Annotated in this window: 18 protein-coding genes and 1 tRNA gene; 12 read left to right on the top strand and 7 right to left on the bottom strand. The window is 59.8% G+C overall.

Annotated features, from left to right (window positions below):
- Positions 1-129: 129 nt before the first annotated feature.
- Both ACW9JE_RS12970 and ACW9JE_RS12965 read left to right on the top strand, forming a co-directional pair.
- The gene (locus tag ACW9JE_RS12970; protein ID WP_224541006.1) at positions 130-363 is read left to right on the top strand and encodes a hypothetical protein; all 234 of its coding nucleotides are present in this window, start codon (positions 130-132) and stop codon (positions 361-363) included.
- A gap of 212 nt (positions 364-575) precedes the next feature.
- Positions 576-920 carry a ribonuclease E inhibitor RraB gene (locus tag ACW9JE_RS12965; RefSeq protein WP_224541004.1) on the top strand — a complete coding sequence of 115 codons (345 nt, stop codon included), beginning with the start codon at positions 576-578 and terminating at the stop codon, positions 918-920.
- A gap of 326 nt (positions 921-1,246) precedes the next feature.
- Here ACW9JE_RS12965 and ACW9JE_RS12960 read toward each other — a convergent pair whose 3' ends face one another.
- The gene (locus ACW9JE_RS12960) at positions 1,247-2,068 is read right to left on the bottom strand and encodes a c-type cytochrome (RefSeq protein WP_457432965.1); all 822 of its coding nucleotides are present in this window, start codon (positions 2,066-2,068) and stop codon (positions 1,247-1,249) included.
- A 739-nt stretch (positions 2,069-2,807) separates the two neighbouring features.
- On the opposite strand from ACW9JE_RS12960, the gene ACW9JE_RS12955 reads away from it, so the two are divergent.
- From ACW9JE_RS12955 to ACW9JE_RS12945, 3 genes are all read left to right on the top strand, one after another.
- Entirely contained in the window at positions 2,808-4,013 is a 1,206-nt protein-coding gene (locus ACW9JE_RS12955) for an acetyl-CoA C-acetyltransferase (protein WP_224537282.1), read from the top strand.
- Positions 4,014-4,037: 24 nt separating this feature from the next.
- The gene (locus ACW9JE_RS12950; RefSeq protein WP_457432963.1) at positions 4,038-6,182 is read left to right on the top strand and encodes a 3-hydroxyacyl-CoA dehydrogenase NAD-binding domain-containing protein; all 2,145 of its coding nucleotides are present in this window, start codon (positions 4,038-4,040) and stop codon (positions 6,180-6,182) included.
- Positions 6,183-6,276: 94 nt separating this feature from the next.
- The gene (locus tag ACW9JE_RS12945) at positions 6,277-6,999 is read left to right on the top strand and encodes an amidotransferase (RefSeq protein ID WP_224537275.1); all 723 of its coding nucleotides are present in this window, start codon (positions 6,277-6,279) and stop codon (positions 6,997-6,999) included.
- A gap of 133 nt (positions 7,000-7,132) precedes the next feature.
- On the opposite strand, the gene ACW9JE_RS12940 is transcribed toward ACW9JE_RS12945, so the two are convergent.
- The 3 genes from ACW9JE_RS12940 to ACW9JE_RS12930 all read right to left on the bottom strand — a co-directional run bounded on the left by ACW9JE_RS12940 (position 7,133) and on the right by ACW9JE_RS12930 (position 9,957).
- Positions 7,133-8,104 (bottom strand): magnesium and cobalt transport protein CorA, encoded by a 972-nt coding sequence (locus ACW9JE_RS12940; RefSeq protein WP_224537273.1) that lies wholly within the window; start codon positions 8,102-8,104, stop codon positions 7,133-7,135.
- Positions 8,105-8,261: 157 nt separating this feature from the next.
- A complete protein-coding gene (locus ACW9JE_RS12935) occupies positions 8,262-8,984 on the bottom strand; it encodes a lysophospholipid acyltransferase family protein (protein ID WP_457432962.1) in 723 nt (240 codons plus the stop codon).
- 283 nt (positions 8,985-9,267) lie between these two features.
- The gene (locus tag ACW9JE_RS12930; RefSeq protein ID WP_457432961.1) at positions 9,268-9,957 is read right to left on the bottom strand and encodes a crotonase/enoyl-CoA hydratase family protein; all 690 of its coding nucleotides are present in this window, start codon (positions 9,955-9,957) and stop codon (positions 9,268-9,270) included.
- Positions 9,958-10,264: 307 nt separating this feature from the next.
- Between ACW9JE_RS12930 and ACW9JE_RS12925 the strand changes: the two genes are divergently transcribed.
- From ACW9JE_RS12925 to ACW9JE_RS12900, 6 genes are all read left to right on the top strand, one after another.
- Positions 10,265-10,354: transfer RNA gene (locus ACW9JE_RS12925), tRNA-Ser, on the top strand.
- A 290-nt stretch (positions 10,355-10,644) separates the two neighbouring features.
- On the top strand, positions 10,645-10,854 hold the full coding sequence (locus ACW9JE_RS12920) for a hypothetical protein (RefSeq protein ID WP_224537268.1): 210 nt from the start codon (positions 10,645-10,647) through the stop codon (positions 10,852-10,854).
- A 62-nt stretch (positions 10,855-10,916) separates the two neighbouring features.
- Positions 10,917-11,237 carry a YbjQ family protein gene (locus tag ACW9JE_RS12915; protein WP_457432960.1) on the top strand — a complete coding sequence of 107 codons (321 nt, stop codon included), beginning with the start codon at positions 10,917-10,919 and terminating at the stop codon, positions 11,235-11,237.
- Positions 11,238-11,384: 147 nt separating this feature from the next.
- Entirely contained in the window at positions 11,385-11,573 is a 189-nt protein-coding gene (locus ACW9JE_RS12910) for a hypothetical protein (protein ID WP_457432959.1), read from the top strand.
- Between the two features lie 324 nt (positions 11,574-11,897).
- Positions 11,898-12,266, top strand: a complete 369-nt coding sequence (locus ACW9JE_RS12905; protein WP_075948685.1) for a bacteriocin — start codon at positions 11,898-11,900, stop codon at positions 12,264-12,266.
- Between the two features lie 293 nt (positions 12,267-12,559).
- Entirely contained in the window at positions 12,560-12,868 is a 309-nt protein-coding gene (locus tag ACW9JE_RS12900; protein WP_224537280.1) for a class I SAM-dependent methyltransferase, read from the top strand.
- A 10-nt stretch (positions 12,869-12,878) separates the two neighbouring features.
- Here ACW9JE_RS12900 and acuI read toward each other — a convergent pair whose 3' ends face one another.
- On the bottom strand, positions 12,879-13,862 hold the full coding sequence (gene acuI, locus ACW9JE_RS12895; protein ID WP_457432958.1) for an acrylyl-CoA reductase (NADPH): 984 nt from the start codon (positions 13,860-13,862) through the stop codon (positions 12,879-12,881).
- A 194-nt stretch (positions 13,863-14,056) separates the two neighbouring features.
- Between acuI and greB the strand changes: the two genes are divergently transcribed.
- Entirely contained in the window at positions 14,057-14,533 is a 477-nt protein-coding gene (gene greB / locus ACW9JE_RS12890) for a transcription elongation factor GreB (RefSeq protein ID WP_457432957.1), read from the top strand.
- 67 nt (positions 14,534-14,600) lie between these two features.
- On the opposite strand, the gene ACW9JE_RS12885 is transcribed toward greB, so the two are convergent.
- Positions 14,601-17,105: an ABC transporter permease gene (locus ACW9JE_RS12885; protein WP_457432956.1), complete on the bottom strand. Its 2,505-nt coding sequence runs from the start codon at positions 17,103-17,105 to the stop codon at positions 14,601-14,603.
- A complete protein-coding gene (locus ACW9JE_RS12880; RefSeq protein WP_224537258.1) occupies positions 17,105-17,788 on the bottom strand; it encodes an ABC transporter ATP-binding protein in 684 nt (227 codons plus the stop codon). Before ACW9JE_RS12880 ends, ACW9JE_RS12885 begins: the two co-directional genes overlap by 1 nt.
- Positions 17,789-17,797: the final 9 nt, after the last annotated feature.

The following is a 17,797-nucleotide window of genomic DNA, read 5'->3' as shown; positions in this document are numbered from 1 at the left end:
TGCCTGACACATCGCCTTCGCGGGCAAGCCTCGCTCCTACACAGATGCACAGATCCGCCGGAACATTAGCCAGCCGACTTGGTCGAGATAGATGTAAGCCCACTTACGGGTTTGATCGAGGAGGCTGCGATGTCAGAGTGGAAAGTCACTTTCGTGGATGATCATGGACAAACGATCAACGAAGTCTTTGAGTGCGAGGAATGCCCGAGTCACGAGCAGGCCGCCAAACTCATCAAGGAGCGGTTCCTTCCTGTTGCCGCCAAGCTGGATCTGAACGATCTGGAAGGGCGAACCGTCGACGCCAGCGTCAAGAATCTCAAGACGCAGAACAGCATTCAAATCCTCGGCATCACGCCAATCTGAACACTTCCTGTCGCATTCTCACCCAGCCCTTGGCAGCGCCTGTGTCCTGGGGCTACTCTGCAATCGAGATCAGCGAATGGATCGCTAAGGTCTGGTCTTGTCAGCTACATGCTTGTTTCCCGCCGGCACCTGGGTGCCGAACCACGTGCAGCCACGGTTGCGCGCGCAGGGAGTACGGAAAGTCTATCCATCGGTTTTGAGGAGGACGTTTCATGAGCACAGCCTATCAAGAAGACATCAGCAGCAGCGTGCTGCGCCGCATGAAAGAAGGCGGTTTCGATTTTTCAAGGTTCCACCCCATCGAGTTCTACGCCATTTTCCCGGACGAGGAGCGGGCACGCAGGGCGGCGGATCATTTTCATCAGGGGGAATCCCTCAATTCGCAAATAACCGTGCGCGACGACGGTGCCTGGGCGCTGGAGTTGAGCAAGGTCATGTACGCCACCTACGACGACATCGGCGACTTCGAACAGGGTTTCGAAGCGGTGGTCGAGCCATTGGGCGGCATCATTGAGGGCTGGGGTGTGAAACAGGAGGTACGAGGGCGACTCGCATAACCTTATGAACAGTAACGATCGCAAGCGCGGCTGACCTTCGGGTCGGCCGTTTTGTTTTCAACACGTTTTTGCAGGGCTGCCGAAGGCTGCGATCTTTCGCTTGGCGTCGACCAAAAAAAAGGCCACCTGAGCAGGTGGCCAAACGGTAAGACCGGAAAGGAGGGAAAACCGGTCGGGAGGTGGAAGCTGTCAACTTCGCCGCCTTGGATCGACGAAGTTTTTTCAGCGGATGCACGGATTATCCACAGCCCCGATCGGGTGGTGAAATCGACTCTGACTATGCGGGCGATAGGCAATCACCGGGGAACCGGATCAGGCGCGAACAGTCAGGGCTTAACCTTGCGCCCCGCCATATGCTTGAGATACCCCACCACCATCCCCAGATCCTCATCCGGCAGCACCTCGGCCGAGAAGCCGGGCATCTTCGCCTGTGGCCACTGGCGCAAACTCTGCGGATCGCGAATGTAGCGCTTGAGGAAGTCCGCACCGAAGTACTCGGTCGGATTGTACGGAATGTTCAGGTCGGGTCCGAACTGCGAATCCCCGGCACCGTTCAGTCGGTGGCAGGCCAGGCAGTTCTTCTGAAACAGCGCAAACCCCTTGTTTACCGGATCGTCCGCCTTCAGCGCCGGATCAGGCAGCAGAGCCGGGAAGCGCTCGGCCACCGGCGCCAGACGCTTGATGCTGGCGACCTCGAATGGCCATTGTTCGGGGCTGATGTTGCCCGCCTTCGGATCGGTCCACACCAGATAGAACGGGCCTGCGCTGTGCTTGCCTTCCGACAGCGGAGGCCAGGGCTTGGCCGGGTCTTCGATCGCCAGCCAGGCCCGCGCGCCTTGTGTGTTGAGCAGCGGCGCCGCCGACAACTCCGCGGCGAAACCGTCCAGCGCTACCGCCTGCAGATGGTCCTCGGGCTTCACGTCCTTCAACAGCGCCGCCATCGGCACCGCGCGGTAGCTCATGTCGCGTTTATAGGAAACATCGTTGGGGATGGTGATGGTCTGGGCCTGAGGGTGCTTGAGCAGTTCCTCGGTCTGCCAGGTGCGACTGTCTGCGCCCAGCTCCAGGTTCAGCTGTGCGGCATACAGAGGCGTGCTGAGCAGCAAGGCCCCGAACACAATGAGCGTTTTCAAAGGATCGCCGTCCATGTCGTGGAAAATGCCGCAAAGGTTGGCACAGCCACGCTGGCTCGGGTAGCGAGCCAGTCACATTTTTGTTGTGGCGATATACAAGTCTGGAGCCGTGATTTCACAAACCGACTAGCCGATCACCTTGGTCAGGTTCGGCAGAATCAACAACAGCGTAGTGGCAAAGAGAATGAGACCCGCTTGACGAATTTTCGATTGTTTGAACATGGCTGACCGCCTTCTTTTTGTTATTTCCTGATGCCTGCCTGCATATCTCCATGTCGGCAAACGATGCACTTCCTGTATGAACGACCGTCTCGGCAAAACCCGACGACAACTTCGTACACCTTCACCTTAGAGCCCGCGTCACTCGCGGTTTAGATCCATTTAGTATGGTGTTCTGACTCAAAGCTATTAAAAAGGCATGAGGCCTATTGCCAGCTTCTTTGCCGGCCTTTTTCTAGACACCTGCGCGTGTTCAATCGCTTCAGCGGGCTCCTGATGACCGTCCGTCTGAGCGTGACCGTCAATGTCGATGAGCGCTGCGGTCATTGAATCGGCGGTGGCTCGGAATAAGGTTAGGACTACTTGAGAGAGAGAAAGATCGCTGTTTCCGATGGCAATGCAAACCTCTGTGGGAGCGAGCCTGCTCGCGATGGTCGTCAACGATGACGCGGGCTGTCTGGATGCCCGCGGTGTCCGGGCTTGCATCGCGAGCAAGCTCGCTCCTACAGGGGCCAACAACAAGATCGAGGACGTCATGACCCAAGCGTTGATATTCGATGCGTTACGCACGCCCCGCGGCAAAGGCAAGGCCGATGGCGCCCTGCACAGTGTCAAGCCGGTGAACTTGGTGGCCGGCTTGCTCGGCGCGCTGCAACAGCGAACCGACCTGGACACCAGTCAGGTCGACGATGTGGTGCTCGGTTGCGTGACGCCGGTTGGCGATCAGGGCGCCGACATCGCGAAAACCGCGGTGCAGGTGGCGGACTGGGACATCAGCGTGGCCGGGGTGCAGATCAACCGTTTCTGCGCGTCGGGCCTGGAGGCGGTGAACCTGGGGGCGATGAAAGTGCGCTCCGGTTTCGAAGACCTGGTGGTGGTCGGCGGCGTCGAATCCATGTCACGGGTGCCCATGGGCAGCGACGGTGGGGCCTGGGCGCTGGACCCGGAAACCAACCTGCACAGCCATTTCACCCCGCAGGGCGTAGGCGCCGACCTGATCGCCACCCTCGAAGGTTTCAGCCGCCAGGACGTCGACGCCTACGCGCTGCACTCCCAGCAAAAAGCCGCGCGGGCACGGGCCGATGGCTCGTTCAGCAAATCGCTGGTGCCGGTGCAGGATCAGAACGGCATCATCCTGCTCGACCACGATGAGTTCATTCGCGCCGATTCGACCCTGGAAGGCCTGGGCAAGCTCAAGCCGAGCTTCGAAATGATCGGGCAAATGGGCTTCGACGCCACGGCGCTGCGGGTCTACAGCCATGTCGAGCGCATCCATCACGTCCATACCGCCGGCAACAGTTCCGGGATCGTCGACGGCGCGGCCCTGATGCTGATCGGCTCCGAGGCCAAGGGCCAGGCGCTGGGGTTGCGGCCACGGGCGCGGATTGTTGCCACGGCCGTGACCAGCACCGACCCGACCATCATGCTCACCGGCCCCGCGCCCGCCACCCGCAAGGCGCTGGCCAAGGCCGGGCTGCGGGTCGAGGACATCGATCTGTTCGAGGTCAACGAGGCGTTTGCCTCGGTGGTCCTGAAATTCATCAAGGACATGGCGGTCGATCCGGACAAGGTCAACGTCAACGGCGGCTCGATCGCCATGGGGCATCCGCTGGGCGCCACCGGTTGCGCGATCCTCGGCACCTTGCTCGATGAACTGGAAAACCGGCACCTGCGCTATGGCCTCGCGACCCTGTGTGTCGGCGGCGGCATGGGTATTGCCACCATCATCGAACGCCTCTGAGCCCGACCTTCAAGGAAAACTTTCATGACCCAAGCCATTCGTTACGAAAAGGGCCAGGACCGGATTGTCGTCCTGACCATCGACATGCCCGGCCAGAGCGCCAACACCATGAACGCGGTATACCGCCAAGCCATGGCCGATTGCGTCGCGCGCCTGGTGGCCGACAAGGAGGCCATTGCCGGCGTCGTCATCACCTCGGCGAAAAAGACCTTCTTCGCCGGCGGTGATCTCAATGAATTGATCAAGGTCGGCAAGCCCGAAGCCAAAGCTTTCTACGACATGGTGCTGACCCTCAAAGGGCAATTGCGCACCCTGGAAACCCTCGGCAAACCGGTGGTCGCGGCGATCAACGGCGCGGCATTGGGCGGGGGCTGGGAAATCTGCCTGGCCTGCCATCACCGGGTCGCGCTCGACAATCCTTCGGTGCAACTCGGTTTGCCGGAAGTGACTCTCGGTCTGCTGCCGGGCGGTGGCGGCGTGGTGCGCATGGTGCGCCTGCTCGGTCTGGAAAAGGCGTTGCCGTATCTGCTCGAAGGGAAAAAGCTGCGGCCACAACAGGCGCTGCAGGCCGGACTGATCGACGAACTGGCGGCGAACGGCGAGGAGCTACTCGCCAAGGCCCGGGCCTGGATCAACGCGAACCCGACCGCGGTGCAGCGTTGGGACGTGAAGGGCTACCAGATCCCTGGCGGCACGCCGTCGAATCCGAAGGTCGCGCAGATGCTGGCCATCGCGCCGTCGATCCTGCGCAGCAAAACCCAGGGCTGCATGCCGGCGCCGGAGAAGATCCTGTGCGCCGCCGTGGAGGGCGCCCAGGTGGATTTCGACACGGCGCACCTGATCGAAACCCGCTACTTCACCGAGCTCACCACCGGCCAGGTCTCGAAAAACCTGATCGGCACCTTCTGGTTCCAGCTCAATGAAATCAATGCCGGCGGTTCACGGCCGCAGGGTTTCGCGCCCCATGTGACAAAAAAGGTCGGTGTACTCGGCGCCGGGATGATGGGCGCGGGCATTGCCTTTGTCAGCGCATCGGCCGGCATCGAGGTGGTGCTCAAGGACATCAGCCTCGCCGCGGCCGAGAAGGGCAAGGCGCACTCGGCGGCGCTTTTGGACAAGAAAGTCGCGCGCGGGCAAATGAGCGTCGAGCAACGCGAAGCCGTTCTGGCTCGTATCCACACCACAGAAAGCGATGCGGATCTGGCCGGTTGCGACCTGATCATCGAGGCGGTGTTCGAGGACCGTGAGCTGAAGGCCAAAGTGTCGCTGGCTGCGCAAAAAATCGTCGGCGCGGATGCGGTGATCGCCTCCAACACTTCAACTTTGCCGATCAGCGGCCTGGCCACGGCGGTGCCGGACCAGAGCAAGTTCATCGGCCTGCATTTCTTCAGTCCTGTGGACAAGATGCAATTGGTGGAAATCATCAAGGGCGCCAACACCAGTGACGAAACCCTCGCGCGCGGATTCGATTTCGTCCTGCAGATCCGCAAAACACCGATTGTGGTCAACGACAGTCGCGGATTCTTCACGTCGCGGGTATTCGGCACTTTCACCAATGAAGGCCTCGCGATGCTCGGCGAGGGCGTGAGCGCGGCGATGATCGAGACCGAAGCGCGCAAGGCCGGCATGCCGGTCGGGCCGCTGGCGATCTCCGATGAAGTGTCCCTGAACCTGATGAGCCATATCCGCCAGCAGGCCGCCAAGGACTTGCTGGCTGAGGGCAAGCCGCTGGTGGAGCATCCGTCATCCGCCGTGATCGACCTGATGCTCAACGAGTACAAACGCGCGGGCAGGGCGGCCGGAGGCGGTTTCTATGACTATCCGGCCGGTGCCCAGAAGCATCTGTGGCCGGAACTGAAAGACCGTTTCGAAAAGGCCGACGGGCAGATTTCAGCCAAAGACGTGCGTGATCGCCTGCTGTTCGTGCAGGCGATCGAGACCGTGCGTTGTGTGGAGGAGGGCGTGCTGACGTCGACGGCCGATGCCAACGTCGGCTCGGTGTTCGGCATCGGTTTCGCTGCCTGGACCGGCGGTGCGCTGCAGTTCATCAATCAGTACGGGATCGGGGATTTCGTCGCCCGGGCCCAGTATCTGGCCGGGCAATACGGCGAGCGCTTTGCGCCGCCGGCCCTGTTGCTGGAAAAAGCCGGCAAGGGGGAGGCGTTTTAGGGATGGATGACGCATCTCGGGGCTTGCCTTGTTGCAGTGTTAGAGGCAGGCTCTGGGGGTGTGCATTATTCCCATCACGTGTCAGGTATTTTTTATGTCGTTACGCATCTGCATTCTGGAAACCGACAACCTGCGTCCGGAATTGGTCGACCAATATCAGGGCTACGGGCAGATGTTCAAGCGCCTGTTTTCGCAGCAACCGATTGCCGCCGATTTCACCATCTACAACGTGGTGCAGGGTGATTATCCTGCCGATGATGAGACCTTCGATGCATACCTTGTGACCGGCAGCAAAGCCGACTCCTTCGGTACCGACCCGTGGATCCAGACCCTCAAGCAATACCTGCTGACCCGCTATGAGCGTGGCGACAAGCTGCTGGGCGTCTGCTTCGGCCATCAGTTGCTGGCGCTGTTGCTCGGTGGCAAGAGCGAGCGTGCGACCCAGGGTTGGGGTGTCGGCACCCACAACTACAAAATGGCCGCCAAGGCGCCATGGATGAGCCCGGTGCGTGAGGAGCTGACGCTGCTGATCAGCCACCAGGATCAGGTGACGTCACTGCCGGAAAACGCCACGGTGATTGCTTCCAGCGATTTCTGTCCGTTTGCTGCCTACCACATCAACGATCAGGTGCTGTGCTTCCAGGGCCACCCGGAATTCATCCACGATTACTCCCGCGCGTTGCTGGACATTCGTCAGCAGGCGCTGGGCGAACAGATTTATTCGAAAGGGATCGCCAGCCTGGACAGTGAGCATCACGGCGCCACGGTGGCGGAGTGGATGATGCGGTTTGTGGCGCACAAGCCAGAAGCAGCATAAGGCTGACCTGTAGGAGCGAGCATGCTCGCGATGGTCGTCAACGATAACGCTGGGTGTCTGACGCCCCGCGGTGTTATTGCGTTCATCGCGAGCAAGCTTGCTCCTACAGAGATTTGTATTCCAGTTTGCAGATTTACAGCCAGCCGGACTTCTTGAAACTCGCCCACAAACTCACACACCCCACCGTAATCACCCCCAGCACCCCGAAATACCCGTAGTGCCAGCTCAACTCCGGCATGTCCTGGAAATTCATCCCGTAGATCCCGGCAATCGCCGTCGGGAACGCCAGGATCGCCGCCCAGGCCGCGAACTTGCGTTGCACCACGCTCTGTCGTGAGGCCTCCAGCAGCACGCCGACTTCGATGGTCTGGCTGGCGATTTCCGCCAGGGTAGTCAGGTCTTCCAGCTGCCGCTTGACGTGGATCTGCACGTCGCGGAAATACGGGCGCATGTTCTTGTCGATGAACGGGAAGCTGAGTCGCTGCAGTTCCTCGCCGATCTCCACCATCGGCGCCGCATAACGGCGCAGGCGCAGTACATCGCGACGCAGGCCGTGCAGGTTCTGGATGTCGCACTCGTTCAGCGAGCCGCACATCACGTTGTGTTCCAGCTCATCGATCTCGGCGTGGATCGCTTCGCCCATCGGCTGATAGTTTTCAATCACGAAGTCGAGGAGGGCATAGAGCACGAAATCTTCCCCGTGCTCCAGCAGCAGCGGACGCGCCTCACAACGCTGTCGGACATGGGCGTAGGACGCCGAGTGGCCGTTGCGCGCGGTGATGATGTAGCCGTTGCCGGCGAAGATATGCGTCTCGATGAACTTGAGCTTGCCGTCTTCCCGGATGGGGGAATAGGTGACGATGAACAGCGCGTCGCCGAAGGTTTCCAGTTTCGGGCGACTGTGTTTTTCCAGGGCGTCTTCGATGGCCAGTTCGTGCAGGTTGAACTGGCGTTGCAAGTTGGACAGTTCCTCGGCGTTGGGCTCTTCCAGGCCGATCCAGACAAAGTGGCCAGGTTTCGCCGCCCAGGACGCGCCTTCATCGAGAGTGATATTGGTGACTTTCTTACCAGCGCTGTAGACCGCGGCAGCAACAACTCGACCCATGATCTTTGTTCACTTCTTCTTGGCAGTTTTAGGCAAATTCGCCAGCCTCAGGCAAATGGCCAGGCAGTCTTCAGCTTAGCGCTGTCCAAGAGTTGAGAGTCAGTGAAACTTGCGAAGTTCTGCACAAAAGAAAACCCGCGCAAGGCGGGTTTCATGTTCAGGCGGCTTGAAGTTGCCGGTCCATCGAATCGATGCATTCGCGCATCTGTTCCTGGCAGCGGGCAATCAACATGGGCATGTCATCCATGCTCAGGCCCGCGGTGGGAATCGCCGGCAGCGAGCGAATCAGAATTTTCCCACCGCGCCAGCGGTTCAATCGCATGTGCTTGACGTAACTGCTGACACACACCGGGACAATCGGAACTCCCGCAGCGATGGCCATCTGAAAGGCGCCTTTCTTGAATGGCAACAATTCCTTGCCCAGATTGCGTGTGCCTTCGGGGAAGACCCAGATCGAAGTGTCTTCGTTTTGCAGGGTATGGGTTGTAGTCAGCATCGACTGACGCGCCTTTTGCGCGTTGCCGCGGTCGATCAGCACGTTACCGGCCAGCCAGAACAACTGACCGAACAGGGGAACCCATTTCAGGCTCTTCTTGCCGATGCACACGGTACGGCGAGGCACCACGTTGCCGAACACGAATAGATCGTAGTTGGATTGGTGGTTGGCAATGATCACGCAGCTGTCGGGTTTATCCATCAATGGGCCGACATCGGCCTTCACCCGCAAACGCAAAATGCACATCGCCGGCCAGGCATAGAGGCGGGCGCACAAACGACTGTTATCGGGATTGAAAGGGCGGCACAGACCGAGTACCACGCCGAGCACACCTGCCACGATAAAATGCAGGGCCATCAATGACATACGTAAAACAAACAGCATTTTCGGGCCCCACCGGGACAAAAGGTGGCGCAGTGTACGGATGTGCACTGTTTTCGGCAATTGCCACTCAGAAGGCGGGAGATAGGCGATGTTTAAGCAATTGTTTCTGACTGATTGGTCACGCGCAGGCCAGAGCGGCTCAGGCAGGGAAGGCTCAACATGATCAATGTGGGAGCGAGCCTGCTCGCGAAAACTCACAGACAACGCACTAATTCAGAGACTGCGCGTTATCGGTGTCATCCATCGCGAGCAGGCTCGCTCCCACAAAGGTCGTACTGGATTATTAACCCAGGTGTTCCTGGTCCGCGATGATCGCGTTGTCCAGGGTCTCCAGCAGCGCCTTGCGCACTTTCAACTTGGTGTTCTTGTGGGCGGTCATGTTGATCTTCTTCAACTGACGAGCCGCCGCCAGCGCGGTGCTCTGCAGTTCTTCGGCCGACACCACGACATCGAGGAAACCGGCATCCACGGCAGTCTGAGGGTTGAACATTTCACCGTTGATGACCGAACGGTGGAACGCCGACCTGCGCAGGCGATCACGGGCCAGTTCGATACCGGCGTGGTGCATGGTCATGCCAATCTGCACTTCGTTCAGGCCGATGCTGAACGGGCCGTCGACACCGATGCGGTAGTCCGCCGACAACAGCAGGAACGCACCCTTGGCCACGGCATGGCCGGGGCAGGCGACGATCACCGGGAACGGGTGCGACAACAGGCGACGGGCAAGGGTCGAGCCGGAGGTGACCAGCGACACGGCTTCCTTGGGGCCGGAGGTCATGACCTTCAAATCGTAACCGCCCGAGAGAATCCCCGGCTGACCGGTGATGATGACTACCGCGCGATCCGTCACCGCCTGATCCAGGGCAGCGTTGAAGGCTGCAATCACGTCCGGAGAGATGGCGTTGACCTTGCCGTTGCTCAGGGTCAGGGTCGCGATACCGTCTTCGAGGTGGTAGGAAATCAACTCACTCATGACGCTATTCCTTTCAATAAAGATGGGCAGACGTTACCCACGGCTCTGGGCAAGGTAAAGCGCCATGACTGACCAGCCAGTCACCCTTTGCCCGTCTTTGCGGGCCGGCGCGCCATGCTGGCGTTGCGTTGCCTTCTATATGTAAGCGTACGTTGAACCAGAGATTGGCCGGTTTGCCATCATCCGATAAGCCCGAAACAACGAATTGCGTTAAGCACATGAAAATTCTGAAAAAAATATTTGCCATCGGAAAAGCTTTCGACTACATTAGCGCGCCTCGACAGACAGAACATGTTTGAAGAGATACGGTGAAGTGTCCGAGTGGCTTAAGGAGCACGCCTGGAAAGTGTGTATACAGGAAACTGTATCGAGAGTTCGAATCTCTCCTTCACCGCCAAATTCGATGTAAACAGAACCCCTGGTTTCGAAAGAAGCCAGGGGTTTTGTGCTTTTCGGGGTCGGTGTTCCTACAGGTGTTGCTGAAAATGATGTAGGAATCTGGAGCGGTGCGTAGGACGTTGCACCGTAAAGCCAGGCAGCACGGGGTTTCCAAGGGGCTGCGTGCTTAAAGTCGCCCGTTCTGGCGGGGAGTGTTCGTTGGACGCGTTCCGTGTACAGAATTGACCCGCAGGAAATAACCATACCGACTGACCAGGGACGGAGAGCATCGATATGCAGGACACGACCATGAAGCAAGCCGAGTACGAAAAGATCCTTTTGGAAATCGCCAAGCTGAAAGCCGAGCAACGCAAGTTGCGCGCCGAAGCGGGCAAGTTGAACGCCGAAGCGGGCAAGATGACCCGTGAGGTTTTCTGGTATCCGGTTGTCATCGCCGTTGGCTTTATCGGCACGGTAGCGACTGTCACCGCGCTCCTGATAAAGCTTCTGGTTCCCTGATATCGTTCCCAGCGCGGCGCTGGCCGCTCCACCATCCACTAGTCAGTGCAAACAGGAATGCAATGATCACGACCACCACCCACGCTATCGAAGGCCGGCAAATCACCGCCTACCTGGACATTGTCAGCGCCGAGTCGGTGCAGGGCATCAACGTCATCCGCGATGTGTTTGCCGGGATGCGGGACTTTTTCGGTGGACGCTCCCAGACGCTGGAGCGCGCCTTGAAGGAAGCACGTATCCAGGCCACCAATGAGATCAAGGAGCGGGCGCGGGCCCTTCAGGCGGATGCGGTGGTGGGGCTCGATTACGAGATCAGCATGCCCGCGGGCAAGGGCGGCATGGTCGTGGTGTTCGTGACCGGGACTGCGGTGAAGTTGAGGTAACTGCAGTTGGGTCCATTCGTCGGGCGTTCGGCAATCTGAATCACAAGTCCGGTAATGACCGGCTAGTCTCAAAATGCTTGGTGATCGATATGGTTCGGGCAATGGGCTTGCCGGTGTCGATCCCGCTTTTGACAAAGGGGTGATGAAATGGTTGATCCGTACATTGAAGATGATGGTGCAGAATTCCCGATCAACAATTTCGTCCACTGTGGGCAGACTGTATACGTCGCGAGCTTCGGCGAGGATCAGGTTGAAGTCCGCAGGATCAAGACCCAGGCGAGTCGGGTACTGAAAGGGAAATTTCTTCCTAAAGTGACGCCGCCGGCCAGGAAGTGAATGGCTTGAATCACCCCCGCCATCGCGCGGGGTTTTTTGTGTCCGGATTTCCGTGCCTTCGAATTGTGTGAACGAATGTTTAAGGTGTCCGGCTTTTCACAAAGTTTTCACAAGACCGTACGTAGGCTGACCTCATCCGTTAGAAGCAACACCCTGCCCGTTCCCCAGCGGGCTTTTTTTTGCCTGTCATAAAACCTTTTCCATAAAAACTGTCCAACCGTCGCCGATAACGAGGCTGCGCACGCGCATGTCTGGACTTTGTCTGCCCTAAAGCATTCAATCCCGACCCTTTTGATTTTCTTCCCTATTTTTGAGGTTTTTGTCATGCGTTTCACTCTGCCTGCTTTGGTTCTGGGTCTTCTGGTCGCTCAAGGCGCGATGGCTGGCGACGGCACTGCCGCAATCGGCGGCGGTTTGGGCGGCGCGCTGGGTAACGTTGTTGGCCAAAGCATGGGCGGCAGCACTGGCGCAGCCATCGGTGCTGGTGTAGCGGGCGCAGCCGGCAGCGCTGTTGCCGCCAAGAAAGGCCACCGCACCAGCGCTGCCATCGGTGGCGGTGTGGGCGCCGCTGGCGGTTCGGTTATCGGCAACAGCCTGGGTGGCAAGACTGGTTCCACCATCGGTGCAGGCCTGGGTGGTGCGTTGGGCGGCGGTGTAGGCAACAACTTGGCCAAAGGTCACAAGCGTCACTGATCCCCGGCGGTCTTCTGATCGATCAAGGCAAATGCCCGAATCTCGCGATTCGGGCATTTTTCTTTTGTGCGCTCCGGAAAGTCGCAGACAGTGTTGTGCGTCATTCTTGACACTGTCCGGTCAGCTTCTCTAGGATGCTGCTCATGCGCCGATTTAAACAGCTACTTGCGGGGCGCCAGGTGACTCGATCAGTCGCCGTAGAAGCCGGAAACGGTTTCGAAATTCCGCTAAAGCGCTGGTTCGGTGTTGCCTCTCACCTGCCATGCAGACTTTTGAGGCAGAGACACGACATGATGAATGCACCAAGCCCCGTTGTACGTCCCGCGCCGATCACGGCACATCTCACCCAGCGCAATCCAAAAATCCTGCTTGGCGGTAAACATCAGCCGACGCTTTTGCGTTATCTGGACGGCTGGCCGCGCCGCACCGGTGGACCGGCAGCGTTTCTCATTCAGTTCGTCGAAGATGGTGAGTCGCTGGCTCGGTTCGCCAGCGACAGTTTCGATCTGGCGGTGATTCAATCTCCCGGCATCGAAGATGCCCCGGAAGTTATCAGGCAACTGGTCCGTGTTGCCCGACAAGGGTTGATTACCCGTCGCTGAGGGCGATTGCTCAGCTGTTGACGTTCACCACCACCCGTCCGCGTACTTCGCCGGCCAGCAGTTGACTGGCCGTCTGCACGACTTCGCTCAGGGCTATTTCCCGGGTGATTTCTTTCAGCATGGCAAGATCAAGATCCCGAGCCAGACGACTCCACGCCTCCAATCGATCCTTGCGCGGGCGCATCACGCTGTCGATGCCGGCCAGGGTCACGCCCCGCAAGATGAAGGGGGCAACGCTGGCGAGAAAATCCATGCCTTGCGCCAAGCCGCAAGCCGCGACAGTGCCACCGTAGCGAGTGCTGGCGCAGACGTTGGCCAGGGTGTGACTGCCCACTGAGTCGATGGCACCGGCCCACCGTTCTTTTGCCAGTGGGCGGCCGGGCTCGCTCAGCTGGGCGCGGTCGATGATTTGCGATGCACCAAGTTTTTTCAGGTAGTCCGTCTCCTCGAGGCGACCGGTAGAGGCGACTACCGTGTAGCCCAGGCGGGAGAGGAGGGCGATGGAAAAACTGCCGACCCCACCATTGGCTCCAGTGACCAGAATTTCGCCTTTGTCCGGCGTGACGCCATTGCGCTCCAGGGCGAGCACCGAAAGCATCGCCGTGTATCCTGCGGTGCCGATAGCCATGGCTTGCGCAGCGGTGAAGCCTTCGGGCAGCGGAATCAGCCAGTCGCCATTCAATCGAGCCACCTGGGACAGTCCACCCCAGTGCCCTTCGCCCACTCCCCAACCGTTGAGCAAGACGCTGTCACCCGCCTTGAATTCAGGGTGGTCACTGTGTTCGACGATGCCTGCCAGATCGATCCCCGGCACCATTGGAAAGGAGCGAACCACCGGACCTTTGCCGGTGATCGCCAAGGCATCCTTGTAGTTGAGGGTGCTGCAGGCCACTCGTACGATCACATTGCCGGGTGGGAGCTGTGATGGCTCCAGTTGTGCGATGCGCGCGTGGTTACCGGTGTCGTCTTTCTCAATCAGGATTGCGTTGAACATGGCTTTTTCCTTTATTGGACCGATCGGCTATAAATTGCAAAAAATTATTAGACTGGTCGTCTTAAATGTCAATCCATGAAGTGACCAGCGTCGAAATATTGCCCCTTGTCTCAATGGCAAACCCGTCGACAGTTGCCTGATCAAGAGTGGTTCAAATATCGTTAGCCGATGTAATCGCCAGTGAGCACCCCGCTTTGAGTACGAACATCATCACAACGCAAGGTCATGAAGCTCTGAAGCAGGAGCTCGACTATCTATGGCGAGAGAAACGTCCTGATACCACGCGCAAAGTGACGTGGGCGGCGTCGTTGGGTGACCGCAGTGAAAACGCCGACTATCAGTACAACAAGAAGCTGCTGCGGGAAATTGACCGGCGCGTCCGTTATCTGCGCAAGCGGCTTGAGGATGTTCGGGTGGTCGCCTATTCGCCCGAGCAGGAAGGCAAAGTGTTTTTCGGGGCCTGGGTCGAGATCGAAAACGAGGCGGGGGAGATCAAGAAGTTCAGGGTTGTGGGGTACGACGAAATCTATGGTCGCAACGATTACATCTCGATCGATTCGCCGATGGCGCGTGCGCTTCTGAAGAAGGAAGAGGGCGATGAGGCTGTGGTGCAGACCCCGAGCGGCGAGGTGCTGTGGTGGATCAACGAGATTCGTTACGAGCAGAATTAGGCGGTAATGCAGGTCATTGTGCATCCGCGCTTCACCTTCAACAGGATCAGCGCGGTGCAATCGAGCTTCAACCTTCGCGCAATACCGTCAGCGGGCTGGCATTCAGCGCACGGCGAGTGCCGAACACGCCAGCCCCGCCGATCAGCACTGCACCGATCAACGGCAGCACCAGCAGCCATGGGTGTGGATGCCAGGGCAGATCCAGCGCGTATCGGTAGAGCACCAGGCTCACGACTTCCGAGCCCAGCGCCGCCAGCAAGCCGCTGACCGCGCCCAGCAAACCGAACTCGATTCGCCGGGCCTTCACCAGCAACTGCCGTTCCGCGCCAAGCGCCCTCAGTAGTGCACCCTGGCGGATGCGCTCATCGAGCGTCGCCTGCAAGCCGGAAAACAGCACAGCCATGCCTGCCGCCAGGACAAACAACAGCACATACTCCACCGCCAGGGTGACCTGGGCGAGGATGCTGCGCAGCTGCGCGAGCAAGGCTTCCACTTGCAGAATGGTCACCGCCGGAAAGCTTCGGGACAACTCGACGATCTGCTGATCATGACCCGCCGCCAGATAAAAACTGGTCAGGTAGGTCGCTGGCAGATCCCTCAGCGTGCCCGGCTGGAAGATCATGAAGAAGTTCGGCTGGAAATTGTCCCAATTGATATCCCGCAGGCTTGTGACTTTAGCTTCGCGGTTGACCCCGCCCACGGTGAAGATCAGGTGGTCGCCCAGCTTGAGCTTCAGACTTTCCGCGACCTTGCCCTCCACCGATACGCCCGGGATGTCGTCCGGCGGCTGCTCGGGCCACCAGTTGCCTGCGGTGATCGTGTTGCCTGCAGGCAGATCCGCGGCCCAGGTCAGGCTCAGATCTCGCTGGATCGCCCGGTCTCCCGCCGATTCCTTGGTGACGATCTGTTGCACCGGTTCGCCATTGATGCTGATCAGACGGCCCGGCACTACCGGATACAGCGGCGCCGATTGTGCAGAGAGGGAGAACAGGCGATCGGTGAACGCCTCTTTGTCCGCGGGCAGGATATTCAGGGCGAAATAGTTCGGTGCGTTTTTCGGCAACTGGTTCTGCCAGGTGTCGAGCAATTCGCCGCGCAGCAGGGCGATCAGTGCCATCGACAGCAGGATCAGGCCGAATGCCAGGGATTGCCCGGCGGCGGCCAGTGGATGGCGAAGCAATTGGCCCAGACCCAGACGCCACGGCAACGAAGCCCGGGCCAGCATTCGCCGCAGGCTTTTGAGCAGCAACAACAGCAGGCTGCCCAGTATCAGCGCCGCGATCACCCCGCCGCCGAGCAGGGCGAAGGTCAATACCAGGTCCAGGCTCAGGCGCCACATGATCAAGCCCAGAGCGGCCAATGCAGCGCCATAGATCATCCAGGTGCTGGAAGGAATCGGCAGCAGATCGCGGCGCAAGACCCGAAGAGGAGGCACCCTACCCAAGGCCGCCAGTGGTGGCAGGGCGAAGCCGGCCAGTGCCACCAGTCCGGTGCCGATGCCGGCGATGGCGGGGAATACGCCGCCTGGAGGTACGTCGCTGGGCAACAAATCATGGAGCAGAGCAAACAGTCCCAGTTGCGCCAGCCAACCGATCAGGGCACCGGCGATGCTGGCGAGCAGTCCGAGGACAGTCAGCTGCAAGCTGAACAGCACCATGGTTTCCCGGCGGGACAATCCAAGGCAGCGCAACAGTGCGCTGGCATCGAATCGGCGTGTGGCGAAGCGCGTCGCCGACAGGGCTACGGCGACACCCGCCAGCAACACCGCCACCAGACTGGCCATGTTCAGATAACGCTCAGCCTTGCCCAGCGCGCCACCTATCTGCCGGTTGCCATCGCGGGCATCCTGAATGCGCTGGTTGGCGGCAAGGCCGGGTTTGATGAGTTGGCGATAGGTTTCCAGGGCTGACGCATTGCCCCGCCAGAGCTCGCGGTAACTGACCCGGCTGCCGGGCTGCACCACGCCGGTGGCGGCGAGATCGTCGAGGTTGATCAGGACCCGGGGCGTCAGGCTGTAGAAGTTGCCGGCGCGGTCGGGCTCGTAGGTCAGTACCCGGGCGAGCCTCAGGGTTTTCATGCCGACATCGATGCTGTCGCCGATCTTCAGATTGAGCGCAGTCAGTAAACGCCCCTCGACCCAGGCTTCACCTGGATTCGGTCCGCCTCCGGACTCTTCGGCAGCGAAGGGCGCGGGCGCGCTTTTCAGCTCACCGCGCAGCGGGTAGACAGAGTCGGCCGCCTTGATGCTGGAGAGCTGAATACCGTTGTCCGTGGCAATGACGCTGGAAAATTCCACCACCTGTGCATGCTCAAGACCCAGTTCGATACCGCTCTTAATTTGCTCGTCGCGGGCCGGCGAACTGCCTTCGAGCAGCAGATCCGCCCCCAGGAACTCGGTCGCACGCATCAGCATCGCGCCGTTGAGACGAGCGCCGAAGTAGCCGATGGCAGTACTGGAAGCCACCGCTACCAGCAGGGCAAAGAACAACACGCGCAATTCACCGGCGCGGGCATCGCGCAGGAGTTGGCGAATGGCGAGACTGAACAGGCGCAACAGCGGCAGACGTGCCATCAGGCCTCCACGGGGGCGACCAGCAGGCCGGCTTCAAGGCGGATCAGGCGTCGGCAGCGATGTGCCAGACGCTCATCGTGGGTGACCAGCACCAGGGTAGTGCCGCGTTCCTTGTTGAGTTCGAACAACAGATCGCTGATGCGCTCCCCGGTATGGCTGTCGAGGTTGCCGGTGGGTTCGTCGGCGAACAGCACATCAGGTTCAGCGGCAAACGCCCGGGCAATCGCCACACGTTGCTGTTCGCCGCCGGAGAGCTGGCGCGGCGAGTGGGTCAGGCGCTGGCCGAGGCCGACCCGCTGCAGCAACTCGGTGGCACGCCCGCGGGCATCTTTGCGGCCGTCAAGCTCCAAAGGCAGCATGACGTTTTCCAGGGCATTGAGACTGTCGAGTAGCTGGAAGGACTGGAAGACAAAGCCGACGTGCTCGGCGCGGATGCGCGCACGCTGGTCCTCGTCGAGATTGCTCAGGCTCTGCCCGGCCAAGGTGACTTCGCCGCTGCTCGGCAGGTCGAGACCGGCGAGCAGGCCCAGCAGGGTGGATTTGCCAGAGCCCGAAGCGCCGACGATGGCCAGGCTGTCGCCCTTGTTCAGCTGCAGGCTGAGTTCGTGCAGGATAGTCAGATCACCTTCCGCGCTGGGAACCACTTTGCTAAGGTTCTTCGCGGTGAGAATGCTTGCGCCCATGGAGAATCC

This window comes from Pseudomonas sp. SDO55104_S430 (genome assembly GCF_054070595.1).
The sequence above is the reverse complement of the archived record's forward strand: the minus strand, read 5'-3'. Positions and strand labels throughout refer to the sequence as shown.

Excerpts from the sequence above, each read along its gene's own strand:
- ACW9JE_RS12970 (WP_224541006.1), top strand. The coding sequence starts at position 130 with ATGTCAGAGTGGAAAGTCACTTTCGTGGATGATCATGGACAAACGATC.
- ACW9JE_RS12965 (WP_224541004.1), top strand. The coding sequence starts at position 576 with ATGAGCACAGCCTATCAAGAAGACATCAGCAGCAGCGTGCTGCGCCGC.
- ACW9JE_RS12960 (WP_457432965.1), bottom strand. The coding sequence starts at position 2,068 with ATGGACGGCGATCCTTTGAAAACGCTCATTGTGTTCGGGGCCTTGCTG.
- ACW9JE_RS12955 (WP_224537282.1), top strand. The coding sequence starts at position 2,808 with ATGACCCAAGCGTTGATATTCGATGCGTTACGCACGCCCCGCGGCAAA.
- ACW9JE_RS12950 (WP_457432963.1), top strand. The coding sequence starts at position 4,038 with ATGACCCAAGCCATTCGTTACGAAAAGGGCCAGGACCGGATTGTCGTC.
- ACW9JE_RS12945 (WP_224537275.1), top strand. The coding sequence starts at position 6,277 with ATGTCGTTACGCATCTGCATTCTGGAAACCGACAACCTGCGTCCGGAA.
- ACW9JE_RS12940 (WP_224537273.1), bottom strand. The coding sequence starts at position 8,104 with ATGGGTCGAGTTGTTGCTGCCGCGGTCTACAGCGCTGGTAAGAAAGTC.
- ACW9JE_RS12935 (WP_457432962.1), bottom strand. The coding sequence starts at position 8,984 with ATGCTGTTTGTTTTACGTATGTCATTGATGGCCCTGCATTTTATCGTG.
- ACW9JE_RS12930 (WP_457432961.1), bottom strand. The coding sequence starts at position 9,957 with ATGAGTGAGTTGATTTCCTACCACCTCGAAGACGGTATCGCGACCCTG.
- ACW9JE_RS12920 (WP_224537268.1), top strand. The coding sequence starts at position 10,645 with ATGAAGCAAGCCGAGTACGAAAAGATCCTTTTGGAAATCGCCAAGCTG.
- ACW9JE_RS12915 (WP_457432960.1), top strand. The coding sequence starts at position 10,917 with ATGATCACGACCACCACCCACGCTATCGAAGGCCGGCAAATCACCGCC.
- ACW9JE_RS12910 (WP_457432959.1), top strand. The coding sequence starts at position 11,385 with ATGGTTGATCCGTACATTGAAGATGATGGTGCAGAATTCCCGATCAAC.
- ACW9JE_RS12905 (WP_075948685.1), top strand. The coding sequence starts at position 11,898 with ATGCGTTTCACTCTGCCTGCTTTGGTTCTGGGTCTTCTGGTCGCTCAA.
- ACW9JE_RS12900 (WP_224537280.1), top strand. The coding sequence starts at position 12,560 with ATGAATGCACCAAGCCCCGTTGTACGTCCCGCGCCGATCACGGCACAT.
- acuI (WP_457432958.1), bottom strand. The coding sequence starts at position 13,862 with ATGTTCAACGCAATCCTGATTGAGAAAGACGACACCGGTAACCACGCG.
- ACW9JE_RS12885 (WP_457432956.1), bottom strand. The coding sequence starts at position 17,105 with ATGGCACGTCTGCCGCTGTTGCGCCTGTTCAGTCTCGCCATTCGCCAA.
- ACW9JE_RS12880 (WP_224537258.1), bottom strand. The coding sequence starts at position 17,788 with ATGGGCGCAAGCATTCTCACCGCGAAGAACCTTAGCAAAGTGGTTCCC.